The organism is Arthrobacter sp. JB02-1C (assembly GCF_057748045.1).
In genome coordinates, this window is the sequence record NZ_CM173235.1 from 402,846 (window position 1) to 425,650 (window position 22,805).

At 68.9% G+C, this 22,805-nt stretch carries 18 protein-coding genes; 5 read left to right on the forward strand and 13 right to left on the reverse strand.

The window, feature by feature from the left end:
* Positions 1 to 2: 2 nt before the first annotated feature.
* A complete protein-coding gene (locus AC3ANP_RS01930; RefSeq protein ID WP_488331680.1) occupies positions 3 to 800 on the reverse strand; it encodes a demethylmenaquinone methyltransferase in 798 nt (265 codons plus the stop codon).
* A gap of 87 nt (positions 801 to 887) precedes the next feature.
* Between AC3ANP_RS01930 and AC3ANP_RS01935 the strand changes: the two genes are divergently transcribed.
* From AC3ANP_RS01935 to AC3ANP_RS01950, 4 genes are all read left to right on the forward strand, one after another.
* Positions 888 to 2,279 carry an isochorismate synthase gene (locus AC3ANP_RS01935; RefSeq protein ID WP_488331681.1) on the forward strand — a complete coding sequence of 464 codons (1,392 nt, stop codon included), beginning with the start codon at positions 888 to 890 and terminating at the stop codon, positions 2,277 to 2,279.
* A 179-nt stretch (positions 2,280 to 2,458) separates the two neighbouring features.
* The gene (locus AC3ANP_RS01940) at positions 2,459 to 3,265 is read left to right on the forward strand and encodes an ABC transporter substrate-binding protein (protein WP_488331682.1); all 807 of its coding nucleotides are present in this window, start codon (positions 2,459 to 2,461) and stop codon (positions 3,263 to 3,265) included.
* Between the two features lie 103 nt (positions 3,266 to 3,368).
* On the forward strand, positions 3,369 to 4,160 hold the full coding sequence (locus tag AC3ANP_RS01945) for an amino acid ABC transporter permease (protein WP_056737689.1): 792 nt from the start codon (positions 3,369 to 3,371) through the stop codon (positions 4,158 to 4,160).
* Positions 4,161 to 4,164: 4 nt separating this feature from the next.
* Positions 4,165 to 4,962 carry an amino acid ABC transporter ATP-binding protein gene (locus AC3ANP_RS01950; protein WP_488331683.1) on the forward strand — a complete coding sequence of 266 codons (798 nt, stop codon included), beginning with the start codon at positions 4,165 to 4,167 and terminating at the stop codon, positions 4,960 to 4,962.
* A gap of 101 nt (positions 4,963 to 5,063) precedes the next feature.
* On the opposite strand, the gene AC3ANP_RS01955 is transcribed toward AC3ANP_RS01950, so the two are convergent.
* The 5 genes from AC3ANP_RS01955 to AC3ANP_RS01975 form a co-directional block, all read right to left on the reverse strand.
* Positions 5,064 to 5,696: a hypothetical protein gene (locus tag AC3ANP_RS01955; protein WP_488331684.1), complete on the reverse strand. Its 633-nt coding sequence runs from the start codon at positions 5,694 to 5,696 to the stop codon at positions 5,064 to 5,066.
* Between the two features lie 504 nt (positions 5,697 to 6,200).
* On the reverse strand, positions 6,201 to 7,952 hold the full coding sequence (menD, locus tag AC3ANP_RS01960) for a 2-succinyl-5-enolpyruvyl-6-hydroxy-3-cyclohexene-1-carboxylic-acid synthase (RefSeq protein WP_488331685.1): 1,752 nt from the start codon (positions 7,950 to 7,952) through the stop codon (positions 6,201 to 6,203).
* Positions 7,949 to 9,706, reverse strand: coding sequence for an arginine--tRNA ligase (gene argS, locus AC3ANP_RS01965; protein WP_488331686.1), 1,758 nt, complete (start codon positions 9,704 to 9,706; stop codon positions 7,949 to 7,951). The genes menD and argS overlap by 4 nt, the downstream gene beginning before the upstream one ends.
* A gap of 156 nt (positions 9,707 to 9,862) precedes the next feature.
* On the reverse strand, positions 9,863 to 11,944 hold the full coding sequence (locus AC3ANP_RS01970) for a PhoX family protein (RefSeq protein ID WP_488331687.1): 2,082 nt from the start codon (positions 11,942 to 11,944) through the stop codon (positions 9,863 to 9,865).
* Positions 11,945 to 12,039: 95 nt separating this feature from the next.
* Positions 12,040 to 13,086 carry an o-succinylbenzoate synthase gene (locus tag AC3ANP_RS01975; protein WP_488331688.1) on the reverse strand — a complete coding sequence of 349 codons (1,047 nt, stop codon included), beginning with the start codon at positions 13,084 to 13,086 and terminating at the stop codon, positions 12,040 to 12,042.
* Positions 13,087 to 13,408: 322 nt separating this feature from the next.
* Between AC3ANP_RS01975 and AC3ANP_RS01980 the strand changes: the two genes are divergently transcribed.
* Positions 13,409 to 14,392, forward strand: a complete 984-nt coding sequence (locus AC3ANP_RS01980; protein WP_488331689.1) for a phosphatase PAP2 family protein — start codon at positions 13,409 to 13,411, stop codon at positions 14,390 to 14,392.
* Here AC3ANP_RS01980 and AC3ANP_RS01985 read toward each other — a convergent pair.
* The 7 genes from AC3ANP_RS01985 to pdhA all read right to left on the reverse strand — a co-directional run bounded on the left by AC3ANP_RS01985 (position 14,386) and on the right by pdhA (position 22,805).
* The gene (locus AC3ANP_RS01985; protein ID WP_488331690.1) at positions 14,386 to 15,600 is read right to left on the reverse strand and encodes an MFS transporter; all 1,215 of its coding nucleotides are present in this window, start codon (positions 15,598 to 15,600) and stop codon (positions 14,386 to 14,388) included. The two genes, AC3ANP_RS01980 and AC3ANP_RS01985, sit on opposite strands and share 7 nt — an antisense overlap.
* Positions 15,601 to 15,656: 56 nt before the next feature.
* Entirely contained in the window at positions 15,657 to 16,391 is a 735-nt protein-coding gene (locus AC3ANP_RS01990) for a GAF and ANTAR domain-containing protein (RefSeq protein WP_488331691.1), read from the reverse strand.
* 16 nt (positions 16,392 to 16,407) lie between these two features.
* A complete protein-coding gene (locus AC3ANP_RS01995; RefSeq protein WP_488331692.1) occupies positions 16,408 to 17,829 on the reverse strand; it encodes a MinD/ParA family ATP-binding protein in 1,422 nt (473 codons plus the stop codon).
* A gap of 123 nt (positions 17,830 to 17,952) precedes the next feature.
* A complete protein-coding gene (locus AC3ANP_RS02000) occupies positions 17,953 to 18,768 on the reverse strand; it encodes an MBL fold metallo-hydrolase (RefSeq protein WP_488331693.1) in 816 nt (271 codons plus the stop codon).
* Positions 18,769 to 18,841: 73 nt separating this feature from the next.
* Positions 18,842 to 20,443 (reverse strand): dihydrolipoamide acetyltransferase family protein, encoded by a 1,602-nt coding sequence (locus AC3ANP_RS02005; protein WP_488331694.1) that lies wholly within the window; start codon positions 20,441 to 20,443, stop codon positions 18,842 to 18,844.
* A 2-nt stretch (positions 20,444 to 20,445) separates the two neighbouring features.
* Positions 20,446 to 21,558: an alpha-ketoacid dehydrogenase subunit beta gene (locus AC3ANP_RS02010; protein WP_488331695.1), complete on the reverse strand. Its 1,113-nt coding sequence runs from the start codon at positions 21,556 to 21,558 to the stop codon at positions 20,446 to 20,448.
* Positions 21,555 to 22,805: a pyruvate dehydrogenase (acetyl-transferring) E1 component subunit alpha gene (gene pdhA, locus AC3ANP_RS02015; protein ID WP_488331696.1), complete on the reverse strand. Its 1,251-nt coding sequence runs from the start codon at positions 22,803 to 22,805 to the stop codon at positions 21,555 to 21,557. Before pdhA ends, AC3ANP_RS02010 begins: the two co-directional genes overlap by 4 nt.

A 22,805-nucleotide genomic window follows, 5' to 3' on the forward strand; every position in this document is an offset into this window, starting at 1 on the left:
TGTCAGCTACCGCTCGGCCGGGTGATGTTGCGGCGCAGTTTGGCCACCGGACCGGTGTGGTTGGCCAGCGCCGCGGCGCCCGCGGCGGGGCCGGTCACGGGGCCCGCAGCCGGTTTCCCGGCACGGTGGACGGCGACGATGCCGCCACTGAGGTTGCGGTACGAGACGTTTTCCCAGCCGGCTTCCTGCAGCCAGGCCGCGAGGTGGTCCTGGTCCGGCCAGGCGCGGATCGATTCGGCGAGGTAGACGTAAGCGTCCGGGTTGGAGGAGACCTTGACCGCGATGGCGGGCAGCGCGCGCATCAGGTATTCGGTGTACATGGTGCGCCAGAGCGGCACCACAGGCTGGGAAAATTCCGCGATGACCAGCCGGCCGCCCGGCTTGGTGACCCGGAGCATCTCCGCCAGGGCCTTCTTGGGCTCATTGACGTTGCGCAGGCCGAAGGAAATCGTGCTCGCATCGAAGGTGTCATCGGCGAACGGCAGCCGGGTTGCGTCGCCGGCCACGAAGTTGATGTCCGGGCGGCGGCGCTTGCCGACCTTGAGCATGCCAAGGGAAAAGTCGCAGGCGATCACGTCGATCCCGGCGTCGGCGTACGGTTCGCTGGAGGTGCCGGTTCCCGCGGCCAGGTCGAGCACGCGCTGGCCGGGCTTCGCGTCCATGGCATCGACAACAATCCGGCGCCAGCGGCGGGTCTGCCCCATGGACAGGACGTCGTTGACGACGTCGTATTTCGGGGCCACGTCGTCAAACATCGTGGCTACTTCGTCCGGACGCTTATCCAAGGATGCTCGGTTCACCCCGTCATTGTCTCAAATCTTCGACCCGCCCCCTAACCGCGGGCGCGGCCGGGGCGCGGCGCGGGTCCGGAGTACTGTTGTCTCATCATGACGAGCGCCCCCTCCAGCAGCATTATCAGAACACTGACGGTCCCCCTCGACGCAGAGTCGTTCCCCGGGGGCCTGCCGTCCTTCCTGGTCCGTGACGACGTTTTGTGCTGGACCCGCCGCGAGGCCGGGCTGGTCGGCTTCGGGGAGGTTGCACGCTTCACGGCCACCGGCCCCGAGCGCTTCCTCGAAGCGGACATCTGGTGGCGGCACCTGGTCCTTGAAGCGGAGGTCAGCGACGCGGTCAACTGCCCCGGGACCGGCCCGGTGGCCTTCGGCTCGTTCGCGTTCTCCAAGGTGTCCGCCCACGCCTCCCGGCTGATTGTCCCCGAAATTGTGGTGGGGCTGCGTGACGGCACCGCGTGGCTGACCCAGCTCACCTTCGACGACGGCGAGCTCACCGAGGCGGGCGCCCGCGCGGCCCTCCGCCGCTGGCTGGACGTCCCGCGCGCAGCGGCAGCGGGGCTCCCCGGCCAGGCCGCTGGCCTTCCGGCGGAAGCTGCGCAGCCGGCGGAAGCTGCGGGGCGGGAGGAAGCGGCGGGGCGGGAAGCCAAGCTGAGCACCGGCTCGCTGAGCGAGTCCGACTGGATGGCCGCCGTCGCCCAGGGCGTGGCGGAAATCCGCACCGGGGCATTGGAGAAGCTGGTGCTGGCCCGGGACATCGTCGCTACCCTGCCCGACGGCGTGAACGCCGCGGAGGTTCTTCGCCAGCTTGCGGTCCGGTACCGCGAATGCTGGACCTACGGCGTCGATGGCCTGGTGGGCGCCACCCCGGAGATGCTGATCCAGGTGGAAGGCCGGACCGCGCAGGCCCGGGTGCTCGCCGGCACCCTGGACCGTCGCGATGCGCAGGGCATGGCGGGCTCGCCGCTGGAATTCGCCGAACGTGTGCTCGCCGGCTCCGACAAGCAGCGGCACGAACACGACATCGCCATCCAGTCACTGACCACCCAGCTGGCACCCTTCTCCGAGGCCATGAATGCGCACAGCGAACCGTTCATCCTGGAACTGCCGAACGTCTGGCATCTTGCCTCGGATGTGAAGGCCGAACTGACCGAGGTGGAAGGACATGTGCCTACCTGCCTTGCCTTGATTAACGCGCTGCATCCCACTGCTGCGGTCTGCGGCACCCCGACCGCCGTGGCTGGGGAGCTGATCCGCCGGCTCGAGCACCTCGACCGTGGGCCCTACGCCGGCCCGGTCGGCTGGCTCGACGCCGCGGGCAACGGCGAATGGGGCATCGCCCTGCGCGGGGCGGTAATCGAGGGACCGGACTCGATCCGGCTCTATGCCGGCTGCGGCGTCGTGGAGGGGTCCGTTCCGGAGGCAGAACTCGCCGAGACCTGGGCGAAGTTCAGGCCGATGCTGGAGTCCCTGGGCATCGCGAGCTGAGCCGCGCGCCGGGGCACCGGGTCTGTAATTGCAGACGGCGGCCCTGCGAGTACGCTTGAAAGCTGATTCCATTAGTTATCCAATAGTGAAACTTCGTATTCTGTGATGCACATCTCTTATTCGGCGATAGACTAAAACCCGTTTTAGTCACGCATGCCCCTGCAACAAAAGGTAAAGAAATGCTGATCTCCCGTTCCTTCCTGGCCGGCTCCGCGGCCAAGGCGGCTGCCGTCGTCGCCGTCGGCGCCCTTGTCCTGACCGGCTGCAGCACTTCCGGCGGCTCGACGACCACCGATTCCGGCGTCAAGCTGATCGAATCCGGCAAGCTCACGGTCTGCTCTGACATCCCCTACGAGCCGTTCGAATTCGTCAAGGACGGCAAGAACGTCGGCTTCGACATGGACCTGGCCTCCGAGATCGCCAAGGACCTCAAGGTCGAGCCGAATGTCCTCACCGTGGCCTTCGAAGGCATCCAGTCGGGCCAGGCGCTCAACACCAACCAGTGCGACGTCGCCATCTCCGGCATCTCCATCACCGATGCGCGCAAGACCGTCATGGACTTCTCCACCCCGTACCTCGATGATGACCTCTCGCTGCTCGTAACCAAGGCGTCCGGACTGAAGACCCTGGCTGACCTCAAGGGCAAGAAGGTCGGCGTCCAGCAGGGCACCACCGGCGAGGAATACGCGAAGTCCAAGGGCCTGGAGACCATCCAGTACGAGAACACCGGCCTCCTGATCCAGGCGATCAAGACCGGCGGCGTCGACGCGGCCATCAACAACCAGTCCGTGCTGGGCTTCGCGGCCAAGGGCGACAACAGCCTGGTCTTCGCAGAAACGTACAAGACCGGCGAGAAGCTCGGCGTCGCGATCAAGAAGGACAACAAGGCCATGACCGACTCCGTCGACAAGACGCTCAAGCGCCTTGCCGACGACGGCACCATGACCAAGCTCAAGACCACCTGGTTCGGCGAAGCCGCCAAGTAACCCACCCGCCGGACCGACCACAGCAGGGCGGTTCCGGATCAGTCGTTGGCTCCGGCCGGCGGCTGGCCCGGAACCGCCCCGCAACATGTAAAAGGCAAATCACATGGCAATGACTGTTCGCCAACGGGCCCGCGTCAGCCGGTCCGTTCAGTACGGACTGCTGGCACTCGCCGTCGTCCTCTTCATCCTCTTCGCCGACTGGGCCTCCATCGGCAAGGCGTTCTTCAACTGGGATTCCGCGGTTAAGCAGTTCCCGGAGATCATCACCCTGGCGCTGAAGAACACCCTGATCTACACGGCCCTGAGCTTCGTTGTGGGCCTCTCCGGCGGCCTGCTGCTGGCGCTGATGAAGCTCTCCTCGGTGGCCGTGTGGCGCTGGATCGCTACGCTGTACATCGAGTTCTTCCGCGGCGTCCCGGCCCTGCTGGTCTTCATTGCGTTCGGTTTCGGCATCCCGACGGCGTTCGGCGTCCGCTTCGACATCTACGTCACCGTGATGCTCGCCCTGGGCATGGTCGCGGCGGCGTACATCGCCGAAACCCTGCGTGCCGGCCTGCAAGCTGTGCCGAAGGGCCAGCTTGAGGCCGCCCGGTCGCTGGGCATGCCCCACTGGCGCGCCATGGTCTCGATCGTCATCCCGCAGGCTTTCAAGATCGTCCTCCCGCCGCTGACCAACGAGGTCATCCTGCTGACCAAGGACTCCTCCCTGGTCTACCTCCTGGGCCTGGCAGCCTCGCAGTACGAGCTCACCAAGTTCGGCCGCGACGGCATCACCCAGCCCAACGCCGGCCTGACCCCCCTGGTGATCGCCGGCGCCTGCTACCTGATCATCACCGTTCCGCTAGGAATTCTGGCCCGCCGCTTTGAATCCCGCACCGCCAAGACGAAGGGCTAGGACCATGACTGACTCAACGTCATCGGCTGCCGCGAAGCAGACCCAGGCCGCCGGGGTCTCCATCAAGGACCTCCGCAAGTCGTACGGCGCCAACGAGGTCCTGAAGGGCATCGATCTCGAGGTCGCTCCCGGCGAGGTGGTGTGCCTGATCGGGCCCTCCGGCTCCGGCAAGTCCACCCTGCTGCGCTGCGTCAACCTGCTGGAGAAGCCCAACGTGGGCACCATCCACGTCGGCGGTTTCGAGTCGACCGACCCGGATGTGGACATCGACAAGATGCGCCGCAAGGTCGGAATGGTGTTCCAGCAGTTCAACCTCTTCCCACACCTGAGCGCGCTGCAGAACTGCACGATCGCGCAGACCAAGGTGCTCAAGCGCAGCCAGGCCGACGCCTCCGACGTGGCCCGCAAGAACCTGGCACGCGTGGGCCTGGACCACCTCGCGGACCGGTTCCCGGACCAGCTCTCCGGCGGCCAGCAGCAGCGCGTGGCCATTGCCCGCGCGCTGAGCATGGATCCCGAACTGATGCTGTTCGACGAGCCCACCTCGGCCCTGGATCCGGAGACCGTGGGCGACGTGCTCGCCGTCATGCGGAACCTGGCCAAGGAAGGCATGACCATGCTGGTGGTGACCCACGAGATGGGCTTCGCCCGCGAAGTCGCCGACCGGGTGGTCTTCATGGACGGCGGCGTCGTGGTGGAGGAAGGCGCGGCCGAGCAGGTCGTCGGCGCCCCCACCCAGCCCCGCACCAAAGAATTCCTCCGCCGCGTGCTCGACCCGACGCACATCGACATCGCGGAGTAAGCGCGGCGGAACCCGCTGGGCGACACGCAAAAGCCCCGGCGCTACCGGAATTCGGTGGCGCCGGGGCTTTTGCGGGTCGTGGGACGGTTTGCGCATCACATTCAGCGGGCAGACCGCGCACGACGGCGGGGCACCCCGGCCGCCGCCAGCTTTCGTTCCAGGCGGGCCGACTCCATCAGGTCCGACCAGACCCACCGGACCACGCCGTTTCCCTGTGCGCGGATCCGGTTCTCCCTGTCCTTTTCGTCGACAACGGCCTGCGACGGGGTCCGCCCTTTCAGATACTCAGGCTTGACGTACTTCTCGACGCCGTCGAACTCACCGGCAAGCCGCACGGATTCCCAGTAACAGTCTGCGTAGCCGACGAGTCCCGCACCATCGCGAATGGCGTACTGGAGTTCCGGCGCTTGGAATCCGGCTAACCGCATGAGCGCCCGGCTATAGGATTCGCCAGCGGATCCGGATCTCGGATCCGCAAAATCCAACGCCGTCAGGATCCGCCGTTGTGCCGCCGCGGTGAAATTTCCTTTGATTCCGGCCAAAAGCTGCTCTTTCGTCAGGGCCGGCAGGCGCTGCTCGACGTCGGGCCCAAGGACGTGGTCAAGCGGCACCACTGCCACGGCGAACGGTGTAAAGGCGGCAATGTCCAGCACTGTCCGCACCCTTCCGGTCACCAACAGCCCGTCCCGCTCGACGTACTCCAACCCGGCCGACGGCGCATAGTGCCGCAGCACGCCCGCCCGGGATCGGCCGCCGTCGTTCTACAGGGTTAAGGCGTGAACGGGGTGCCGGAGTCCAATAATCGGAATCCTCCACACGGAAGCGGCCGAATGCCGGGCAAAGATCGTCGGCGCAACAAATGTCTCCGCGGCCGCACTGACCCGGACCCGGTATTGGTCCCAGGGACTCAACGCCCGCCAAGCACTGCCATCGACGTAAACGCCCTGGCGCACCCGGACCAATGCACCCGCCCGGCAGCGGCTAGCCAACTCCTTGGGAGCCATGCCCCGCTGGATGTGCTCGCGGGTGAGGATCAGCCTGGGCAGTTCATTCATGGATCGACGGTCCCAGTCCTGCGGCGGCCGCACCATCCCGCAGCATCGGCATGTGGACAACCCGACGCGCTTCCGGTTTCGCGCTGCGCAAAAGAGCTGACGCGGCGGGTATTCGGGCCGCGCAAGGTATTTCGCGCGTCGCCAGGCCCGGGGCGCCTCGTCAGGCCGAAGGCGAGGCGCCGGTTATCCCCCGGCGACTCCGGTCACGGCGGCGGACACGGCGGCGCGGATGCGGCCGTGCAGCTCGCGCAGGCCGCGCCGGTCTGTCCGGACCTCGATGATGCTGCGGCCCGCGACCGGCTCGGACAGCGCCGCGGCGAGCTCCGCCGTCGTGCTGACCGCGCGGTGGTCCACGCCGTAGGCGGTGGCGAGCGCGGAAAGGTCCACCGCGTGCGGGGTGCCGAACAGGCGTTCGACGGCGGATCCATACTGCCCGGACCGCTCGACGGCACCGTGCTCCAAGAGCCCGAAGATAGCCCCGCCGGCGTCGTTCAGGACCACGATCCGCAGCGGCGGCGCCGTCTCGCCTGCGCCCAGCAGCAGGCCCCCGACGTCGTGCAGGAAAGTCACGTCGCCCAGCAGCACCGTGGTTTCCTGGCGGCCTCCGACGGCGATCCCGGTCGCCGTAGCGACGGTACCGTCGATGCCGGCCAGCCCGCGGTTGGCGAACACCGTGGCGTGCGGCTCCTGGGCCGGGACGCCCGCCAGGTCGACGTCGCGGATCCCGTTCGAGGACCCCAGGACCAATTGGCCGCGGGCGTGCTCCCAGACCAGGGCGCCGACGGCGGGGCCGGTGGCAGGGGTTGGTCCGCCGCCGTCCGGGGATCCGGCGAGCACCCGGTCCAGGGCGTGCTGGGCGGCGGCGCCGGCCAGCAGCCAGGCGTCGAGCCAGGACGCCGGGCCGCGGCCGGCGAAATCGGCCAGGTCCGCCAGGCTGGCCAGCGGCAGCTCGGTTCGCCGGCCGGGCTCGTACCAGGCCACCGGAACCGGCTGGTAGAGGGCGGACGGCACGTCGGCGCGGGCGAGCAGGGCGGACACCGGACGGGACAGGGTGGGGCGGCCGAACAGCACGACCCGTTCGATCGGTTGGCTGGAGTCCGGGCCGAAGTGGTCGAGTAGCAGCCGGTACGGGCCCACGGCATTCGGGCCGAACCGGGCATTGGAGGATGGTTCGGCCAGGAGGGGCAGCCCGTGGGCGCGGGCGAACGCCTCGGCAACCGGGCCGGCGTCGTGGCCCGCGAGGACCACGGTGCGCCGCAGCGGCAGCGAGGACGGCGCCGCCGGGAAGTCGAGCACCAGCGGGTGCCGGGGGGCGTGGTACACCCGGCGCCCCGCCGCGCCGCCCAGGCTGTCGCCGGCTGCCGGGACGAGCGGGTCGCGGAAGGCGAGGTTCAACTGCACGGGGCCGGGCGGGATGTCCGTGAAGGCGCCGGTCGCGGCGCTCAGGGCGGTCTCCACGGCCCGCAGCGGATTGTCGCCGGCCGGGACGTCCGCGGCGAACCTGACATGCTCGCCGAACAGGTCGGGCTGGACGGTGGTCTGGTTGGCTCCGGTGCCCCGCAGCTCCGCCGGGCGGTCGGCGGCGAGGACCACCAACGGCACGGCGGCGTGGTTGGCCTCCATCACCGCCGGGAGGAGGTTGCCGACGGCGGTTCCGGAGGTGGTCAGCACAGCGGCGGGCGCTCCGGTGGCGAGCGCCAGGCCCAGCGCCGTGAAGCCGGCGTCGCGCTCATCGATCCGGACCAGGAGCTCGACCCGGCCGCCGGCGTCGGCCTCGGCCAGGGCGTAAGCCATCGGTGCCGAACGCGAACCCGGTGCGACCACGACGTACCGCACGCCGCCGCCCACCAGGGCTGCGACGGCCACCCGGGCGGCCTCAACCGCGCCGAGCCCGTCGCGCCGGGCCGGCAGGGCCGGTGGCTGGTCCGGGCTCACATGTTCTCCGGCGTCTCGATGCCCAGCAGGTCCAGGCCGCCGGAGAGCCGCCGCAGGACCAGGCCGCACAACGCCAGCCGGGATTCCCGGACCGGCTCCTCCGCCTTCAGCACCGGGCACTGGTCGTAAAAGGCGGTGAACAGCTGGGCCAGTTCGAACAGGTAGCCGCACAGCCGGTGCGGTTCGAGCAGTTCGCCGACCCGCTCCAGCATTGCGTCGTACTCGAGCAGGTGCAGCGCCAGCGCCCGCTCGGTCGGCTCGACGACGGCGATGGCCGCCTTCGCGGCGGCGGTGCCCCCCTCGTGCTGCCGGCCCAGGGTTCCGGCCTTGCGCAGGATGGAACGGATCCGGGCTGCCGCGTACTGCACATAGGGTCCGGTGTTTCCGCTCAGCGCGAGCATCCGGTCGAAGTCAAAAACATATTCGGTGTCGTGGCCGGTGGAGAGGTCCGCGTACTTGACGGCCCCGATGCCGACCTGCCGGGCCGTGACTGCACGCTCGGCGTCGCTGAGTTCCGGCCGGCTGGCGTCGATCACGGCGCGCGCCCGGTCAACGGCTTCCTCCAACAGCGCCATCAGCTTGACCGGGTTGCCGGCCCGGGACTTGAGGATCTTGCCGTCCGCGCCGAGCACGTTGCCGATTTGGACGTGCGCCGCGTCCACGGTGTCCGGCAGCCAGCATGCCTCCCGGGCGGTGGCCATCACCATCCGCAGGTGGAGGTTCTGCGGCGCACCCACGACGTACAGCACGCGGTCGGCCGCCAGTTCGCGGACCCTGTACCGGATGGTGGCCAGGTCGGTGGTGCCGTAGCCGTAGCCGCCGTCGGACTTGCGGATGATCAGCGGCAGGGGGTCGCCCTCGCGCCCGGTGAAGCCTTCCGGGAAGGTGCAGAGCGCGCCTTCGCTGATCCGGGCGATGCCGCGCTCCTCGAGTTCCTGGCACAGCTGTGCCAGATGCGCGTCGTAGGAGCTTTCGCCCGCGATGTGGTCGTCGGTGAGGCTGATGCCGAGCATCGCGTAGATGGCGTTGAAGTAGCGCTTGGACTGTGCAACGAGCCGCTGCCAGACGGCGAAGGTGTCCGGGTCCCCGCCCTGGAGGGAAACCACCCGCCGCCGGGCGCGGGTGGCGAACCCGTCCGGGCCTGTGGCGGAGGCGTCGAACTTGGCCCGCGCCGCCTGGTAGAAGGCGCTCGGGTCTTCGACCAGCAGGGCGGCCTCGGGCGAGTCCTCCCCCACTTCGAGCCAGTGCTCGATCAGCATGCCGAACGGGGTTCCCCAGTCGCCGATGTGGTTTTGCCGGATGACCGTGTGGCCAAGGTTTTCGAGCACCCGCACGATACTGTCGCCCACGACCGTGGTGCGCAGGTGTCCGACGTGCATCTCCTTCGCGACGTTCGGCGAGGAGTAATCGACGACGACGCGCTGCCGGGCCGGCCGGGCGCCCGCACCGGCAGGCACCCGGGCGTTCAGCAACTCCTCGATCCAGGTCCCGTCGTAGGTGAGGTTGATGAAGCCCGGGCCGGAAATCTCCACAAGGCTGCAGACGCCGTCGAGGTCGAGGGCAGCCACGATCCGGGCGGCCGCCTCGCGCGGCGGCAGGCCGACCTTTTTGGCCAGCGCCATCGCGGCGTTGATCTGGATGTCGGCGAACTGCGAGGGCCGAACCACGGGGTCGGTCTGGCGGAACTGCTCGCCAAAGGCCTGGGCAATAGCTGCCTGAACGCGGGGAACTACCAATTCGGCCGGATTATTCACACTGTTCAAATTATCAGTTCCGCCCGTTCCCCCGGACGTTCCCTCAGATCCTGCCGCCCAACCGCAGACCCTCCCGCACGTTCGGCCAATAATCCGCCAACGCTGCCGCACGTCCGGCCGGCAACCCGTCGAACGTGCGGGAGCGTCAGGCGGCGGTTAGTCGCCGGCGCGGAAGACCTGCACCACCGACGGGCGGGGCAGGCGGGCCTGACCCGCCTTGACATCAGCGCCGGCGGCAACGTAGTCCGGGAAGGCGGAGTGCTGCGCCTCAAACGACCCATCCTCGCCCGGGTGCTGCACTGCGACGAAAACGGTCCGTTCCTCGTCGTGGATGATCGGGCCGCAGGTCTCCGCCTCGCGCGGGACGGCGAGGAACTGTTCCACCCGGCCGCGCTCGGCGCCGTCCAGGGTGACCTTGAACAGGCCGTCGGCGTAGCCGATCGAGGACGGGGCTCCGTCGGTGGAGATCCACAGGTTGCCGACCGAGTCGAACGCCACGTTGTCCGGGCAGGAGATGGGCGAGACCTTGTCCTTCGGGAAACCGGCGAAGTAGGTGGAGCTGTTCTTGGCCGGATCACCGCACACCATGAGCAGGGTCCAGTTGAACTTCGTGGACGTCTGGTCGCCCGTTTCGGTGATTTCGACAATGTGTCCGTCGCGGTTCAGGGTGCGCGGGTTGACCTCGGTGGCGCCTTCCTTGCCGGCCTTGCCACGGTCCGAGTTGTTGGTGCAGACCACGTACACCTTGCCCGTGTGCAGGCTCGGCTGGACGTCTTCGCAGCGGTCCATCTTGGTGGGACCGACCTTGTCGGCGGCCAGGCGGGTGTAGACCAGCACCTCTTCGACCGACATGCCTGGCACCATCGACTTGCCGCCGACGACGAGCGGCAGCCATTCGCCGGACCCGTCGAAGGCGCCGTCGGCGGGAAGCTTGCCGGATCCGTCGATCTCGGCGGCCGGGGAATCGCCGGTGAACTTCGCCACGAAGAGGTCGCCCTCAGCCAGGAGATTCATGTTGTTCTTGCGGTCCCCCTCGACGTACTTGCCCTTGGAGACGAACTTGTACAGGTAGTCGAAGCGCTCGTCGTCGCCCATGTACGCCACGACGTGGCCGGACTTGGCAACGATCACGTTGGCGCCTTCATGCTTGAAGCGGCCCATCGCGGAGTGCTTCCGCGGCGTCGAGGTCGGGTCGAACGGATCGACCTCGACAATCCAGCCGAAGCGGTTGCTTTCATTGGTGTACCCGGGGTTGCGCGTGTCGAAACGCGGGTCGTCGAGCTCCCACTGCCGGGCGGTGGGCTTGCTGGTCAGCCCGTAGCGCTTGTCCTCCGCTGAGGTTCCGGCCGCCACGAAGTAGCCGTTGAAGTTTTCCTCGCCGGAGAGGATGGTGCCCCAGGGGGTGGTCCCGCCGGCGCAGTTGCCCAGCGTGCCCTTGATGGCCCGGCCGGAGGGATCGCCAACGGTGCTGACCAGGGCGGAGCCTGCCGCCGGTCCGGTCAGTTCGTACGTGGTGTCGGTGAGGTACCGGCGGTTCAGCGGGGCGCCCTTGACGTAGCTCCACGGCTTGTTCTTGTTTTTGCGCTCCAGTTCCACCACGGTCAGGCCGTGGGCGGCGCGGCCGATGCCCCGCGTCTCGGCGGCGTCGAAACCGGCCGGAACCATGATGTTTTCATTGGTGTATTCGTGGTTGGTAAAGAGCACGGCCCGGCGGTCCTTGGATCCGTCGATCGGCAGGATGTCGGTGTAGTCGTTGTTGTAGCCGAACTGGCGGGCCTGCGCGGCGGCGCTCTGGTGCTCGGCGTCGAAGTCCGGCGAGTCGCTGAAGAGCGGGTCGCCCCAGCGGATGATCGGCTGCCACGCGAAGCCTTCGGGGACGGTGAACGCGTCCACCGCGGCGTCGACCGGGGCGATCGCCGTGAATTTCAGCTTGGACTTGCCGAATCCTTCCTTGGCCGCGGCGGCCAGGCCGGGTCCCCCGGCGGCGGCCGGTTCGGCGGAAACGACCGCGTTGCCGAAGACGACGGCGAGTGCGCCGGCGGCACCGAAGCCCAGGGCGGAGCGTCGGGACATCGTGGCGGAGGCGATGTCGCGGAAGTAGCCGTTGGAGCTGCTGTTGCAGACCTCGCCCGAGCAGGCGTTGTCACACTTGAGCGCGCAGGTCACGGGACTGCGCTTGCCCTTGGTGTGGCCGAGCATGGGCAGCAGCGCGAACTTGCGTCCGGAGGAATCAGGCATGGGGAGAGAACCTTCCAAGGCAGGGGTGAGTGTCTTCGTCACCCTGCCAGCGCCTAACGACGCGGAGCGGTCCCGCCGGTGAAGTCCCGGTTAACTCAGGGGGCCGGTGGTGCAGCTGTGGCTGATGCGAGCACGGCGTAGGTGCGCCGTAGCCGGTCCAGCCACCAATCAGTGCGTTCCGGCGGCGCGGCGTACTCCTCCAACAGCTCCGGGTCGGCCACCACATCGCGGAGCCGGATGGCACCGTCGTCGGACACGAGTGGGTCCCGGGTGATGTCGGCAGCGAGCAGTGACACGGTCCCGAGCCCGCAGGCGTACGGCAGCTCGGGCAGGGCCGCGGCGAGCGCCAGCCCGGCCCGGATGCCCACGGAGGTGTCCAGGGCGGAACTGACGACGGCGGGCAGGCCTGCCTCCGCCACGATGCTGAGGGCCCGCCGGACACCGCCGAGCGGGGCAGCCTTGACGACGATCAGGTCGGCGGCCCCGGCGCGGGCAACCTTCAGCGGGTCCTCTTCCTTACGGACGCTTTCATCGGCGGCGATCGGCACGGGCACCCCGGCGGAACGGAGCCGGCGGCGTACCTCGGCGAGTCCGGCAATGTCCGGCACCGGCTGCTCGGCGTATTCCAGTCCGACGCCGGCCAGCCGGGTGAGCGCCGCGACCGCCGTCGGGACGTCCCAGCCGCCGTTCGCGTCGACCCTGATTGCGGCGTCCGGCAGTGCGGCGCGGACGGCTTCCACCCGGGCGGCGTCGGCGTCGAGCGATTGGCCGGGCTCGGCCACCTTGATCTTGACGGCGTCGACCCGGCCGAAGCGGGCCAGTATCTCCGGAACGCGGCCGGCTTCGACCGCGGGGACGGTGGCGTTGACCGGGATGCTGATCCGGCGGGCCGCCGGGAAACCGTGCCAGCCGGCCTCCACGGCGGCGGCCAGCCAGCGGGAGGATTCGGCGTCGCCGTACTCGGGGAAGGGGCCGAATTCAGCCCAGCCGTGAGGTCCCTGGAACAACAGGGCTTCACGCTGGGTGATGCCGCGGAACTTCACGCGCATCGGCAGGCTGACCACCCGCGCCAGGTCCAGGAGTTCTTCCAGCCCGCCGGGGTTCAGGCCCCTGGCAGGCGGGGTGTCGGCGCGGGGAGGCATGGAGTTACTCTACCTGCGGGCGGCGCTCCCCGGCGCTCCCCGCGGGGCGGCGCGGGCCGCTTCCGGGGCGGAACCGCGGCAGCAAGTCCTCGGACGGGCCGGCGTCGACTGGGGGTGAGCGCCTGTTTTAGGACACTCGTCTGCAGCGGCCCGCCCAAGGGCCCCCGGGGCAAGCCACTCGGGTTCTGGAAGTCTATGGACCGGCCCGCCGGTGAACACGAGTAGCCGCTACTGGTCTTGGGCAGTGCCGCTACGCGTCCTACAGCCGCTCCGGTCAGCGGCAGCACGGCCGGCTGTCAGTCTTCTATGGGACCCTAGAACGATGAGTTTCCGGCAGCCACGCAGCAGCGGTCCGACCGAGGCTGATGTGCGCCGCCGGGGCCCCCGGGCGCACGCTGCCGGGGTCCGCCGGAAGCCCGGTCCCGGATGGCCGGGAGCGGCCGCCGGCGTCCTGTTCCTGATCGGCACGCTCTGTTGCGCTGCCGGGCTGGCTGCCACGTACTACTTTTTTGTGCGCACCACCACCGGGCAGTTCATCGATGAGTCGGCCTTGGTGGAGGCCATTGAAATCCACGGGGCGGCCGGCAGGGCGAGTACCCAGCTGCTGGACTGGCTGCCGGCCCTGTCGGTTCTGATCGCGTCCGTCGTTGTGGTGGTCGTGGCGCTGGCGCGCCGCCGCTGGGCGGCGGCGGGCATTGCCGTCTCGGCCGCCGCTGCGGCGAACGTGGCGACCCAGGTCATCAAGGAGCTGGTCCCGGTGCGGCCGTTCCGCGGGATCGAAACCCTGGAACTTAATTCGCTCCCGTCGGGCCACACCACGATGGCGGCCTCGGCGGCGATGGTGGTCTTCCTGGTGGTGTCGCCGCGTTGGCGGCCGCTGGCCGGCTTCCTGGGCGGCAGCTTTGCCGTGGCCACCGGCGTGTCCACACTCATCAACCAGTGGCACCGCCCGGCCGACGTCGTGGCCGCCTTCTTGGTGGTCGGAGCGTTTACGCTGCCCGCGGGCTGGCTGATCATGCGTACCGGCCGGCGGTGGAATGTCTGGGCTGGCTACAGCAGGCACTGGGCATCCGCCGGTGTGTGGGTTGTTCTCCCGGTGGTGGCCGGGCTCGGGTCCGCCGCAGTCGCCACCTACTCCCTGCTGAAGATCGCGCCCGGGCCGGGGCAGGAAGGCAGCACCACGAACTACTTCTGGGCGGGCACCTCGCTGATCGTCATTGCCGGTTACCTCGCCACCGTTGCCGGGATCTGGCTCTTCGGCCACACCGCGCGCCGCCGGGCTATTCCGGGCGCCCTGGTTCAGTAGTTCCGGCGGTGCCGGAGCCTCGGGATGGTGACGGCGAAGACGCCGGCAGCGGCGAAGCCGATGATGCCCGTGGCGCCCACTCCTGCGCCCAGCGATGCCGCGGCGGTCACCACGGAGAGCAGCACCGGGCCGCCGGTGGAACCGGCATCGGCCATGAACCGCCAGATGCCGAGGAACTGGCCACGGCCGTTGTCCGGAGAGAAGTCGGCGCCGAGAGTCATGTTCAACCCTGAGCTAATGCCGTTGCCGAACCCGACCAGCAGGGACGCAAGGAGCAGTCCGGTGAACCCTGCACTGAGCGGGATCAACAGCATGGCGGTGCCCATGATGAGCGTGGACGGTAGCGCCACCCACAGCCGGCCCTTGCGGTCCATCAATTTGCCGGCGGGATAGAAGACCAGCATGTCGATGGCCCCGGAGATGCCGTAAATCAAGGACGCCTGGGTTGCATCCAGGCCCAGGTGGTCAGCCCAGAGCGGGATGACGACCTGGCGTGAGGCGCGCAGGGCACTGAGCAGCAGGACGCCCAGGCCCACGCTGAGGAAGACCCCGGCGTGGGAGACGGCGACGCTGCGCAGGGTGGCATCCGCCGTCGCGACGCCGTCTGCCGGGACGGGAGCGGCCACCAGGTCTGGAATGGTGACGGACACGGCGGCGGCCGCTGCCATGCCCACCGCGCCGGCCCAGTACGCTGCAGGGATGCCGCCGAACTGCATGACGGCGGCGCCGAGGAAGGGCCCGATGAAGATGCCGATCCTGTTGACCCCGCCGAGGGTCGAGAGCGCCCGTGCCCGCAGCATGACCGGCACGGCCTCGGTCAGGTACTTCTGCCGGGCCAGGCTGAAGACGCTGGCGGACATGCCCACGACGACCATCGCCACGGCCAGCAGCCAGAGTCCGCCCGGCACCAGGGGTGCGAGTGCGGCGGCGGCGAGGGCAAGGGCGCTCGCCGCCGCCGCGCCGACGATGGCCCAGCGCTCTCCGAACTTCAGCGTGATCAGCGACGCCGGCAGGTTGAAGAACCACGACCCGAGTCCGATCAGCATCACGACCAGGGCCGCAAGCGCCACCGATGCGCCGAGTTCCCGGGCGGACAGCGCCACGACCGGCAGGATCGCCCCTTCCCCGACGCTGAAGAGCAGGGCGGGTCCGAACGCCGGGACGGCGATGCTGCGGAGGGTGAAGGGTGCGGAGTCGGTGGCGGTCATCCCTTTTATCCTAGGGCCGGGAGGAGCCGTGGCCCCGCGGCCGTCGGGCGGGCGGGTCAGCCGTCGAAGTGGGTGCGGATTTCCTGGCCCGTGACGTTCCGGAGGACATCCCCGGCCACATCGCGGAGCTTCTGGTTGCGGTTGCTGGAAACCCTGGTGAGGATGCGCATTGCTTCGTCCTGCGAGCACCGGTTTTGCGCCATCACCACGCCGCAGGCCAAATCGATGGAGGTGCGGTGCTCCATCGCGGCCTGCAGGTCCTCGGCCCGGGCCTGCGCGCTACCGATTCTCACGGCGAGGCGCAGGGCACGCCCCGCGAGGTCGGCGAACCCTTCGGCCTCGGCAACGAGCGCGGGGCTGAAGACGTTGGTACCGGAGGCAAAAAAGTTCAGCGCAGCTGCCGAGTCGGGCCCGATTTCCAGCGGCACGCCGAGGGTGCTCTGGCAGCCGTTCGCGGCGAGCTGCCGCTGGTACTCAGGCCAGCGCGGATCGCTGTCCACGTCGGCCAGGAGCACGACGCTTTTGGTCCGGAGCGCCTCGATGCAGGGCCCATCGCCCAGGCTCTGCTCGATCCGGTCGAGCATCACCGCGTTGCTGCTGCTGCCGGCCACTGTCATGGTCTTCTTGCGCCGCTGGAGCGTCACGCCGCATTCGATCTCCGCGCCGACGGAGTGGCTCAGCGTGGACGCCGAGAATTCGGCGAGGCGCCCGAGAAAGTCCTCGACGTTTTCGGTGCCGACGATCAGGTCCTGCAACTGGATGGCTGCGTCGTTACCGGCGTAGTTGCTCATTGGCTAAATGTAGTCCCTAGACGTAGCCGTCGACGATTGCGGCGGCTATCTCGCGGTAGGCCCGGCGCGTTTCGGGCCGAAGCGCATCAAGGGTGACAAGGTCGCCGTCGGCGACGCCGCGGTCGTGCGGGACGGCGATCAGTTGGCGGCAGATGCCGGCGAGGTGGTCCTCAATGGCATCCTTGTCCACGCGTGAGGACACCTCGTCCTTGTCCGTGATGACCACGACGGCGTTGCGCGCCAGCTCTTCGTAGCCGTGGCTGGCGAGCCAGTGCAGGGTGCTCCGGGCGCGCTTGGCGCCACTGACGGCGTATCCGGCGGCGATAATGAGGTTGTCCGCGGACTGCAGGATCCCGCTCATGGCATTGTGGGTGACGCCGGTGCCGCAGTCCGTCAGGGCCACCGAGTAGTACCCGGAGATCAGTTTCCTGATCCGCAAATACTCCTGCGCGGTGAGCGAGTCGGAGACCTCCGGGTCCTGTTCACCCGCGATCAGGTGCAGGCGGCCGGCGTGGTGCATGTACCGGGCGAGGGCGGTCAAGGAGTCGATGGATTCGACGTTGCGGAGCAGGTCGCTGATGGTCCGCGGGGCCTGTTGCTGGTAGATCCCTTCGCCGAGGGCACGTTCGACGAGGTCACCCGAGTCCGGGTTGGCGTCGATGGCACAGGGCGGGTCGCCCCGGTATTCGGCCAGGGTCAGGCCGACGCCGACGGTGGTGGAGGTCTTTCCGATGCCGCCTTTGAGGCTCAGCACGGCGGTGTTGTAGCTGCCTTGCAGTTGCCGGGAGATCCGGCGCGCGAGTTCGTCTTCTTCGCGCTGCCGGGCGCTCGGGCCCAGGTTCAGGCTGCCGCCGGTCATCTTGTAGAGCGCACCCCGGAAGCCGCCGACCGGGCGCGGTTTCTGCTCCCGGACGAAAAGGCCGGGGGAACTGATGAAGTCCGGGGCCGGTGCGTTGAGCGCCGCGGCCCGGTTCGCCGAGCGGGCGGCGCGGGTGGGCAGCGGGGGCACCGGACCGGGCCCGGCATCCGTGGCAGGCGGTTCGCCGGCCAAAGCGGACCCGGGGTCAGGCGAAGCCGGCGCCGTTTCGTCGGCCCGGGCGGCCGACGTCGGCGGGGTGGACGGCCGCTGCGGAGCGGAGGGCTGCTGCGGGGCGGTCGGGACCTGACTGATCACCGGAGTGGCCCCGGTAGCGGGGTATCCCAGACGTTCGTCGGCGGCTTCCGCAGCCTGGGCCCAGGAACTGCTGCGTAAGGGAGCGGGGCGGGCGGCTGAAGCCGGGGCTTCGGCGGGGTCGGCGCGGGGGTCGATAACCGGCATGGTTCCTGTCCGGGCAGCCTGGGACTGGCCGTCTGCGCGACGCAGGTCGCGGCGACGGCGGAGTTCGGGCTGGCCTGAGTTTTCAGTGGCAGCTGAGTTGTCTTCCACCGGTTCGGGCATCTTTTGGTTTCTCCCCCAGTACTCACAGCGGAGCACGCTGCGGCGCTTGATCTGACTTCTTCCAAGGTGCAAGTCTAGGCGCAGTCGGTGGCCGACCTTTCGCCGCCGGGCTTTTGGACCGGATCAGCGCTGCCCGTGGGTTTCCTGGAGCCGTTTGATGAACCAGCGGGACTGTTCCGGCCCGTAGGGCAGGATGGGGATTGCCTTGGTGGCATCGTTCGGCGTTTCGCGGGTGGCCTGGACCGCCTGCCGCGCCGCGGTCTTCATCGTGTTCGCCATCGTCTTGACGAACTCGTCGCTGCACGGCGCCCCGTGGCCCGGGATCAGGAACTCATAGCGGTGCCGCAAGGCGGACACGTGCCGCAGCACATCGGCCCATTCTTCCGGATAGGAATCCTCGAATGACGGGTGGGCCCCCTGCTCCACGAGGTCCCCTGCGTACAGCGTGGTCCCCGTGCCGACCAGCAGGTCACCGTCGGTGTGCCCGCAGCCCAGGTAAAACAGCGTCGCGGTCTGGCCGCCAAGGTCGACCAGTACCGGCTGGTCGTCAACCAGGGCGTTCGGCACCACCAGGTCCACGGGTCCGCCGGCGCCCGCTGCCATCTCCGGTTCGGCGGCCGCGACCAGGTGGCGTTGGGCGTCGCCGTCCTTCTCGATGCCCGCGGCGCAGTTCCGGTGCGCCCAGAACTCGGTCACGCCGTCGTCGGCAAATAACGCGTTGCCGAAAAAGTGATCGTAGTGGGCGTGCGTGTTGACCACCACCAGCGGCAAAGCGGTCTTTTCCCGCACGGCGTCAAGGATTTCGCGGCCCTGCCGTGGCCCGCCGCCGGTATCGATCACCATGGCCCGCTCGGCGCCCACCACCAGTCCGGTGTTGAGCAGGGATCCTTGCGTCGTCAGCACGTAGTTGTCTTTGCCGACCTCGAGCCATCGTGACATGAAATCTCCGTAGTCCGGCGCCGCGCCGGCATGGTTGGTGCGATGTTCAGTCCCCGATTCTACCTACCGGGCCCTAGAGATCCGCGAGCACCGAGCCGGGGTTTTCGATCGCGTCGGCAACGTAGCGCAGGAAGCCTCCGGCGGTTGCACCGTCGCAGACGCGGTGGTCGAAGGTGAGCGTCAGCTCGGTGACCTTGCGGACGGCCAGCTCCCCGTTGACCACCCACGGCTTGTCGATGATGCGGCCGACGCCGAGGATTCCCACCTCCGGATGGTTGATGATGGCGGCCGACCCGTCGACGCCGAAGACGCCGTAGTTGTTCAAGGTGAAGGTGCCGCCCCCGAGTTCGGCGGGCGTTGCCTTGCCGTCGCGGGCGACGGCGGTGAGCCGCCGGATCTCGGCGTCGAGTTCGCGGGCGCTGAGCTTGTCCGCGTTGCGCACTGAGGGAACGACGAGTCCGCGGTCGGTCTGGGCGGCGAAGCCGAGGTTGACCCCATCGAAGGCCAGGATCTCCTGGCTGGCGCCGCCGGTGGTGTCCTCGGTGGTGACGATCCGGGAGTTCAGTTCGGGGAATTTCCTGAGCCCTGCGGTGACAAACCGGGCGATGAACGCCAGCAGTCCCGGGGTGTGCTGCGGATCGGATTTCTTCAGCGCGGCGCGCAGTTCCACGAGCGCCGTGGCGTCCACGTCCACCCATACGGTGGCTTCGGGGATCTCGGACCGGCTCCGGCTCATGTTGGCGGCAACGGCCTTGCGCACACCCCGCACCGGGGTCCGCGCGGAGATACCCAGCCCTGTCCGTGCGTCCGTGCCGGCAGCCTGGGCCGGAGCCGCAATGGGGGCTGCAGCAGGTGCCACCGGGCGCTCAACGGACGGCGTGGGCTGGATGGCGGCCTCGACGTCGCGCCGCATGATCAGCCCGCTGGTCCCGGACCCCTGCAGCTCCCCCAAATCCACCCCATGGTCCCGCGCCATCCGCCGGACCAGCGGAGAAATCACAGCCCCCAGCTTCCCCGGAACCCGCGTCCGCATCAGCAAAAGATCATCAGCAGCCTTCTCCTCCTCCGAAACCTGCACCGACGCCGCAGCCCGCTTCGGAGCCCGACTCCGCCGCGCCACCCCATGCCCGCCCGGAGTCCCATACCCAATCAACACATTCCCGGACCCAGCCTTCTCCTCCTCCCGATAAACCTCAGCGGCAACAGCAGCCGGCGAGTCAGAAGCAGCGGCAGGCGAATCAGGCGTCAAATCAGCAGCAGGCGAGCCATCAACGGCGGCAGGTGAGTCAACAGCGACACCGGCCGACGCGGATGATGCCGCCCCGGGAGTGGCATCGGGCCTTCCGGAGCCGGACGGCATGCTGCTTGCAGCAATGCCGTCCGGCGAAGGGGCGGGGGCGGCATCATCCGCGCCGGCCCCAACGGAAGCCCCAACCGGAGTCACGGAAATCAGCGGCTTCCCGACGTCGAGCGTCTGGCCGGGCTCGCCGTGCAGCACGGCCACGGTCCCGGCGTACGGCGAAGGAACCTCGACCATGGACTTCGCAGTCTCCACCTCGGCGATCGGCTGGTCGACCCGGATCTCATCGCCGACGGCGACGAGCCAGCTGACCAGTTCGGCTTCGGTGAGGCCTTCGCCGAGGTCCGGCAGGAGGAATACTTTCGGTTCGCTCATGGTCAGTCTTCCCATTGGAGGTCGTCGACGGCGTCGAGGATGCGGTCCACGCCGGGCAGGTAATAGTGTTCAAGTTTCGGCGCCGGGTAGGGCACATCGAAGCCGGTGACGCGGCGGATCGGCGCGGCGAGGTGGTGGAAGCAGCGCTCCTGGACCCGGGCCACGATCTCGGAGGCCACGGAGGCGAAGCCGTGCGCTTCGGCGATGACCACGGCCCGGCCGGTCTTCCGGACGGAGGCGCAGACGGTTTCATCGTCGAACGGCACGATCGAGCGGATATCGACCACCTCCAGGGATCGGCCCTCCTCGGCGGCGGCCGCCGCCGCGGCGAGCGCCGTCGGGACCGACGGGCCGTACGCGATCAGCGTCGCGTCGGTGCCGGGCCGGGCGACGGCGGCGCGGCCCTCGGAGGAGATGCCGCGTTCGGTGTTTGCCGCATGTTCGCCGCGCAGGGCGGCGAGGTCCACCTGGTCCTTGGACCAGTAGAGCTTTTTCGGCTCCATGAACATGACGGGGTCATCCGAGTCGATGGCCTCGCGGAGCATGCGGTAGCCGTCGGCCACGGTTGCCGGGGTGAAGACCTTGAGGCCGGCGGTGTGTGCATAGTAGGCCTCGGAGGAGTCGCAGTGGTGCTCCACTCCGCCGATGCCGCCGGCGTACGGGACACGGATGACGATGGGCAGCTTCACGGTGCCCTTGGTCCGGTTGTGCATCTTGGCCACGTGGCTGACGATCTGTTCGAACGCCGGGTAGGCAAAGGCGTCGAACTGCATCTCGATGACCGGGCGCATGCCGTTCATGGCCATGCCGACCGCCATGCCGACGATCCCGGATTCGGCCAGCGGGGTGTCGAAGCAGCGGCTGGTTCCGAAGGTCCTGGTGAGGCCGTCGGTGATCCGGAAGACGCCGCCGAGCATGCCGACGTCCTCCCCGAAGACCAGGACCGAGTCGTCCGCGTGCATGGCGTCCGCGAGTGCGGTGTTCAGCGCTTTGGCCAGCGTGACGGTTTGCGGGCCGGCTGCCTCGGCGGCGACTGCGGCCCGGGCAGCGGCCCGGGCCGTGGCAGCGCTGACGTTGCCGTTTGCCTTGGAGGAGGTGGTGGCGGTGGGGCTCATCGGGAGGCCTCCTCGGAGGTGGTGGCGGATGCGGCGTCGCGCGCCAGTTCGTCCGCGAGCAGGGCGGACTGTTCCTGCAGTTGCGGGGTCGGCGTGGAGAAGACGTATTTGAAGAGCTCCTGGGGGTCCACGGGCACGTCCTCGCCCAGTCCTTCACGCAACTGGGTCGCCACGGCCTCGGCATGTTCGGCGATCCGGGCGGCACCGCCGTCGTCGAGCAGGGCGCGTTCGGTGAGGTAGGTCTTGATCCGGCTGAGGGGATCCTTGGCGGCCCATTCGGCCACTTCGCTGTCCTGCCGGTAGCGGGTGGCATCGTCGGCGTTGGTGTGGGCCTGCATCCGGTAAGTGTGGGCCTCGACCAGCAGCGGGCCGGAGCCTTCGCGGGCCAGCTTGACGGCCCGTCCGAGCACGGCGAGCAGCGCGACGACGTCGTTGCCGTCCACCCGCTCGCCGGCCATGCCGTAGCCGACCGCCTTGTGCGCGAGTGACGGCGCGACCGACTGGTGGGCCAGCGGGACGGAGATGGCGTATTGGTTGTTCTGGACGAAGAAGACCACGGGGAGGTGGAATACGGCGGCGAAGTTGAGCGCCTCGTGGAAGTCGCCTTCGCTGGTGGCGCCGTCCCCGCACATGGCCAGAACGACGGTGTCCTCGCCACGGAGCTTAGCGGCGTGGGCGACGCCGACGGCGTGGAGCAACTGGGTGGTCAGCGGCGTGCACTGGATGCCGACGTGGTGCACGGCCGGGTCGTAGCCGCCGTGCCAGTCACCGCGGAACAGCGTCATGGTCTGGACCGGGTCGACCCCCCGTGCCATCACGGCGACCGAGTCACGGTAGGTGGGGAACAACCAGTCGCCATCGGACAGGCAAAGTGCGGCGGCCACCTGGCAGGCCTCCTGCCCGTGGCTGGAGGGGTAGACGGCCATCCGACCCTGCCGTACCAGGGCGGAGTTCTGGTCGTTCACCCGGCGTCCGACGACGAGCTGTTCGTAGGCGGCGAGCAGTTCCGCATCGCCGGGCAGGCTGTACTCGTGGCCGGGCTGGGCGCCCTGCTCCGTGTGGGGGTTCAGGCTGCCGTCCGGGCCCACGATCTGGATAGCGTGCCGGGCCGGCAGCATGTAGTCCTCCACGGTGATGCCGAACTTGCGCACAGCCTCACTGGCTGCGTTTTCGGCCGGGAGGCCGGGGCCGCCGGACGCGGCGGGTCCCGCGGGTTGCCGCCCGGTCTGGTCTGCGGAGATCGTCAT

Bases quoted from the DNA above. Each gene is read 5' to 3' on its own strand.
- AC3ANP_RS01935 (WP_488331681.1), top strand. From the start codon at position 888: ATGACGAGCGCCCCCTCCAGCAGCATTATCAGAACACTGACGGTCCCC.
- AC3ANP_RS01940 (WP_488331682.1), top strand. From the start codon at position 2,459: ATGCTGATCTCCCGTTCCTTCCTGGCCGGCTCCGCGGCCAAGGCGGCT.
- AC3ANP_RS01945 (WP_056737689.1), top strand. From the start codon at position 3,369: ATGGCAATGACTGTTCGCCAACGGGCCCGCGTCAGCCGGTCCGTTCAG.
- AC3ANP_RS01950 (WP_488331683.1), top strand. From the start codon at position 4,165: ATGACTGACTCAACGTCATCGGCTGCCGCGAAGCAGACCCAGGCCGCC.
- AC3ANP_RS01970 (WP_488331687.1), bottom strand. From the start codon at position 11,944: ATGCCTGATTCCTCCGGACGCAAGTTCGCGCTGCTGCCCATGCTCGGC.
- AC3ANP_RS01975 (WP_488331688.1), bottom strand. From the start codon at position 13,086: ATGCCTCCCCGCGCCGACACCCCGCCTGCCAGGGGCCTGAACCCCGGC.
- AC3ANP_RS01980 (WP_488331689.1), top strand. From the start codon at position 13,409: ATGAGTTTCCGGCAGCCACGCAGCAGCGGTCCGACCGAGGCTGATGTG.
- AC3ANP_RS01985 (WP_488331690.1), bottom strand. From the start codon at position 15,600: ATGACCGCCACCGACTCCGCACCCTTCACCCTCCGCAGCATCGCCGTC.
- AC3ANP_RS01990 (WP_488331691.1), bottom strand. From the start codon at position 16,391: ATGAGCAACTACGCCGGTAACGACGCAGCCATCCAGTTGCAGGACCTG.
- AC3ANP_RS01995 (WP_488331692.1), bottom strand. From the start codon at position 17,829: ATGCCCGAACCGGTGGAAGACAACTCAGCTGCCACTGAAAACTCAGGC.
- AC3ANP_RS02000 (WP_488331693.1), bottom strand. From the start codon at position 18,768: ATGTCACGATGGCTCGAGGTCGGCAAAGACAACTACGTGCTGACGACG.
- AC3ANP_RS02005 (WP_488331694.1), bottom strand. From the start codon at position 20,443: ATGAGCGAACCGAAAGTATTCCTCCTGCCGGACCTCGGCGAAGGCCTC.
- AC3ANP_RS02010 (WP_488331695.1), bottom strand. From the start codon at position 21,558: ATGAGCCCCACCGCCACCACCTCCTCCAAGGCAAACGGCAACGTCAGC.
- pdhA (WP_488331696.1), bottom strand. From the start codon at position 22,805: ATGACGATCTCCGCAGACCAGACCGGGCGGCAACCCGCGGGACCCGCC.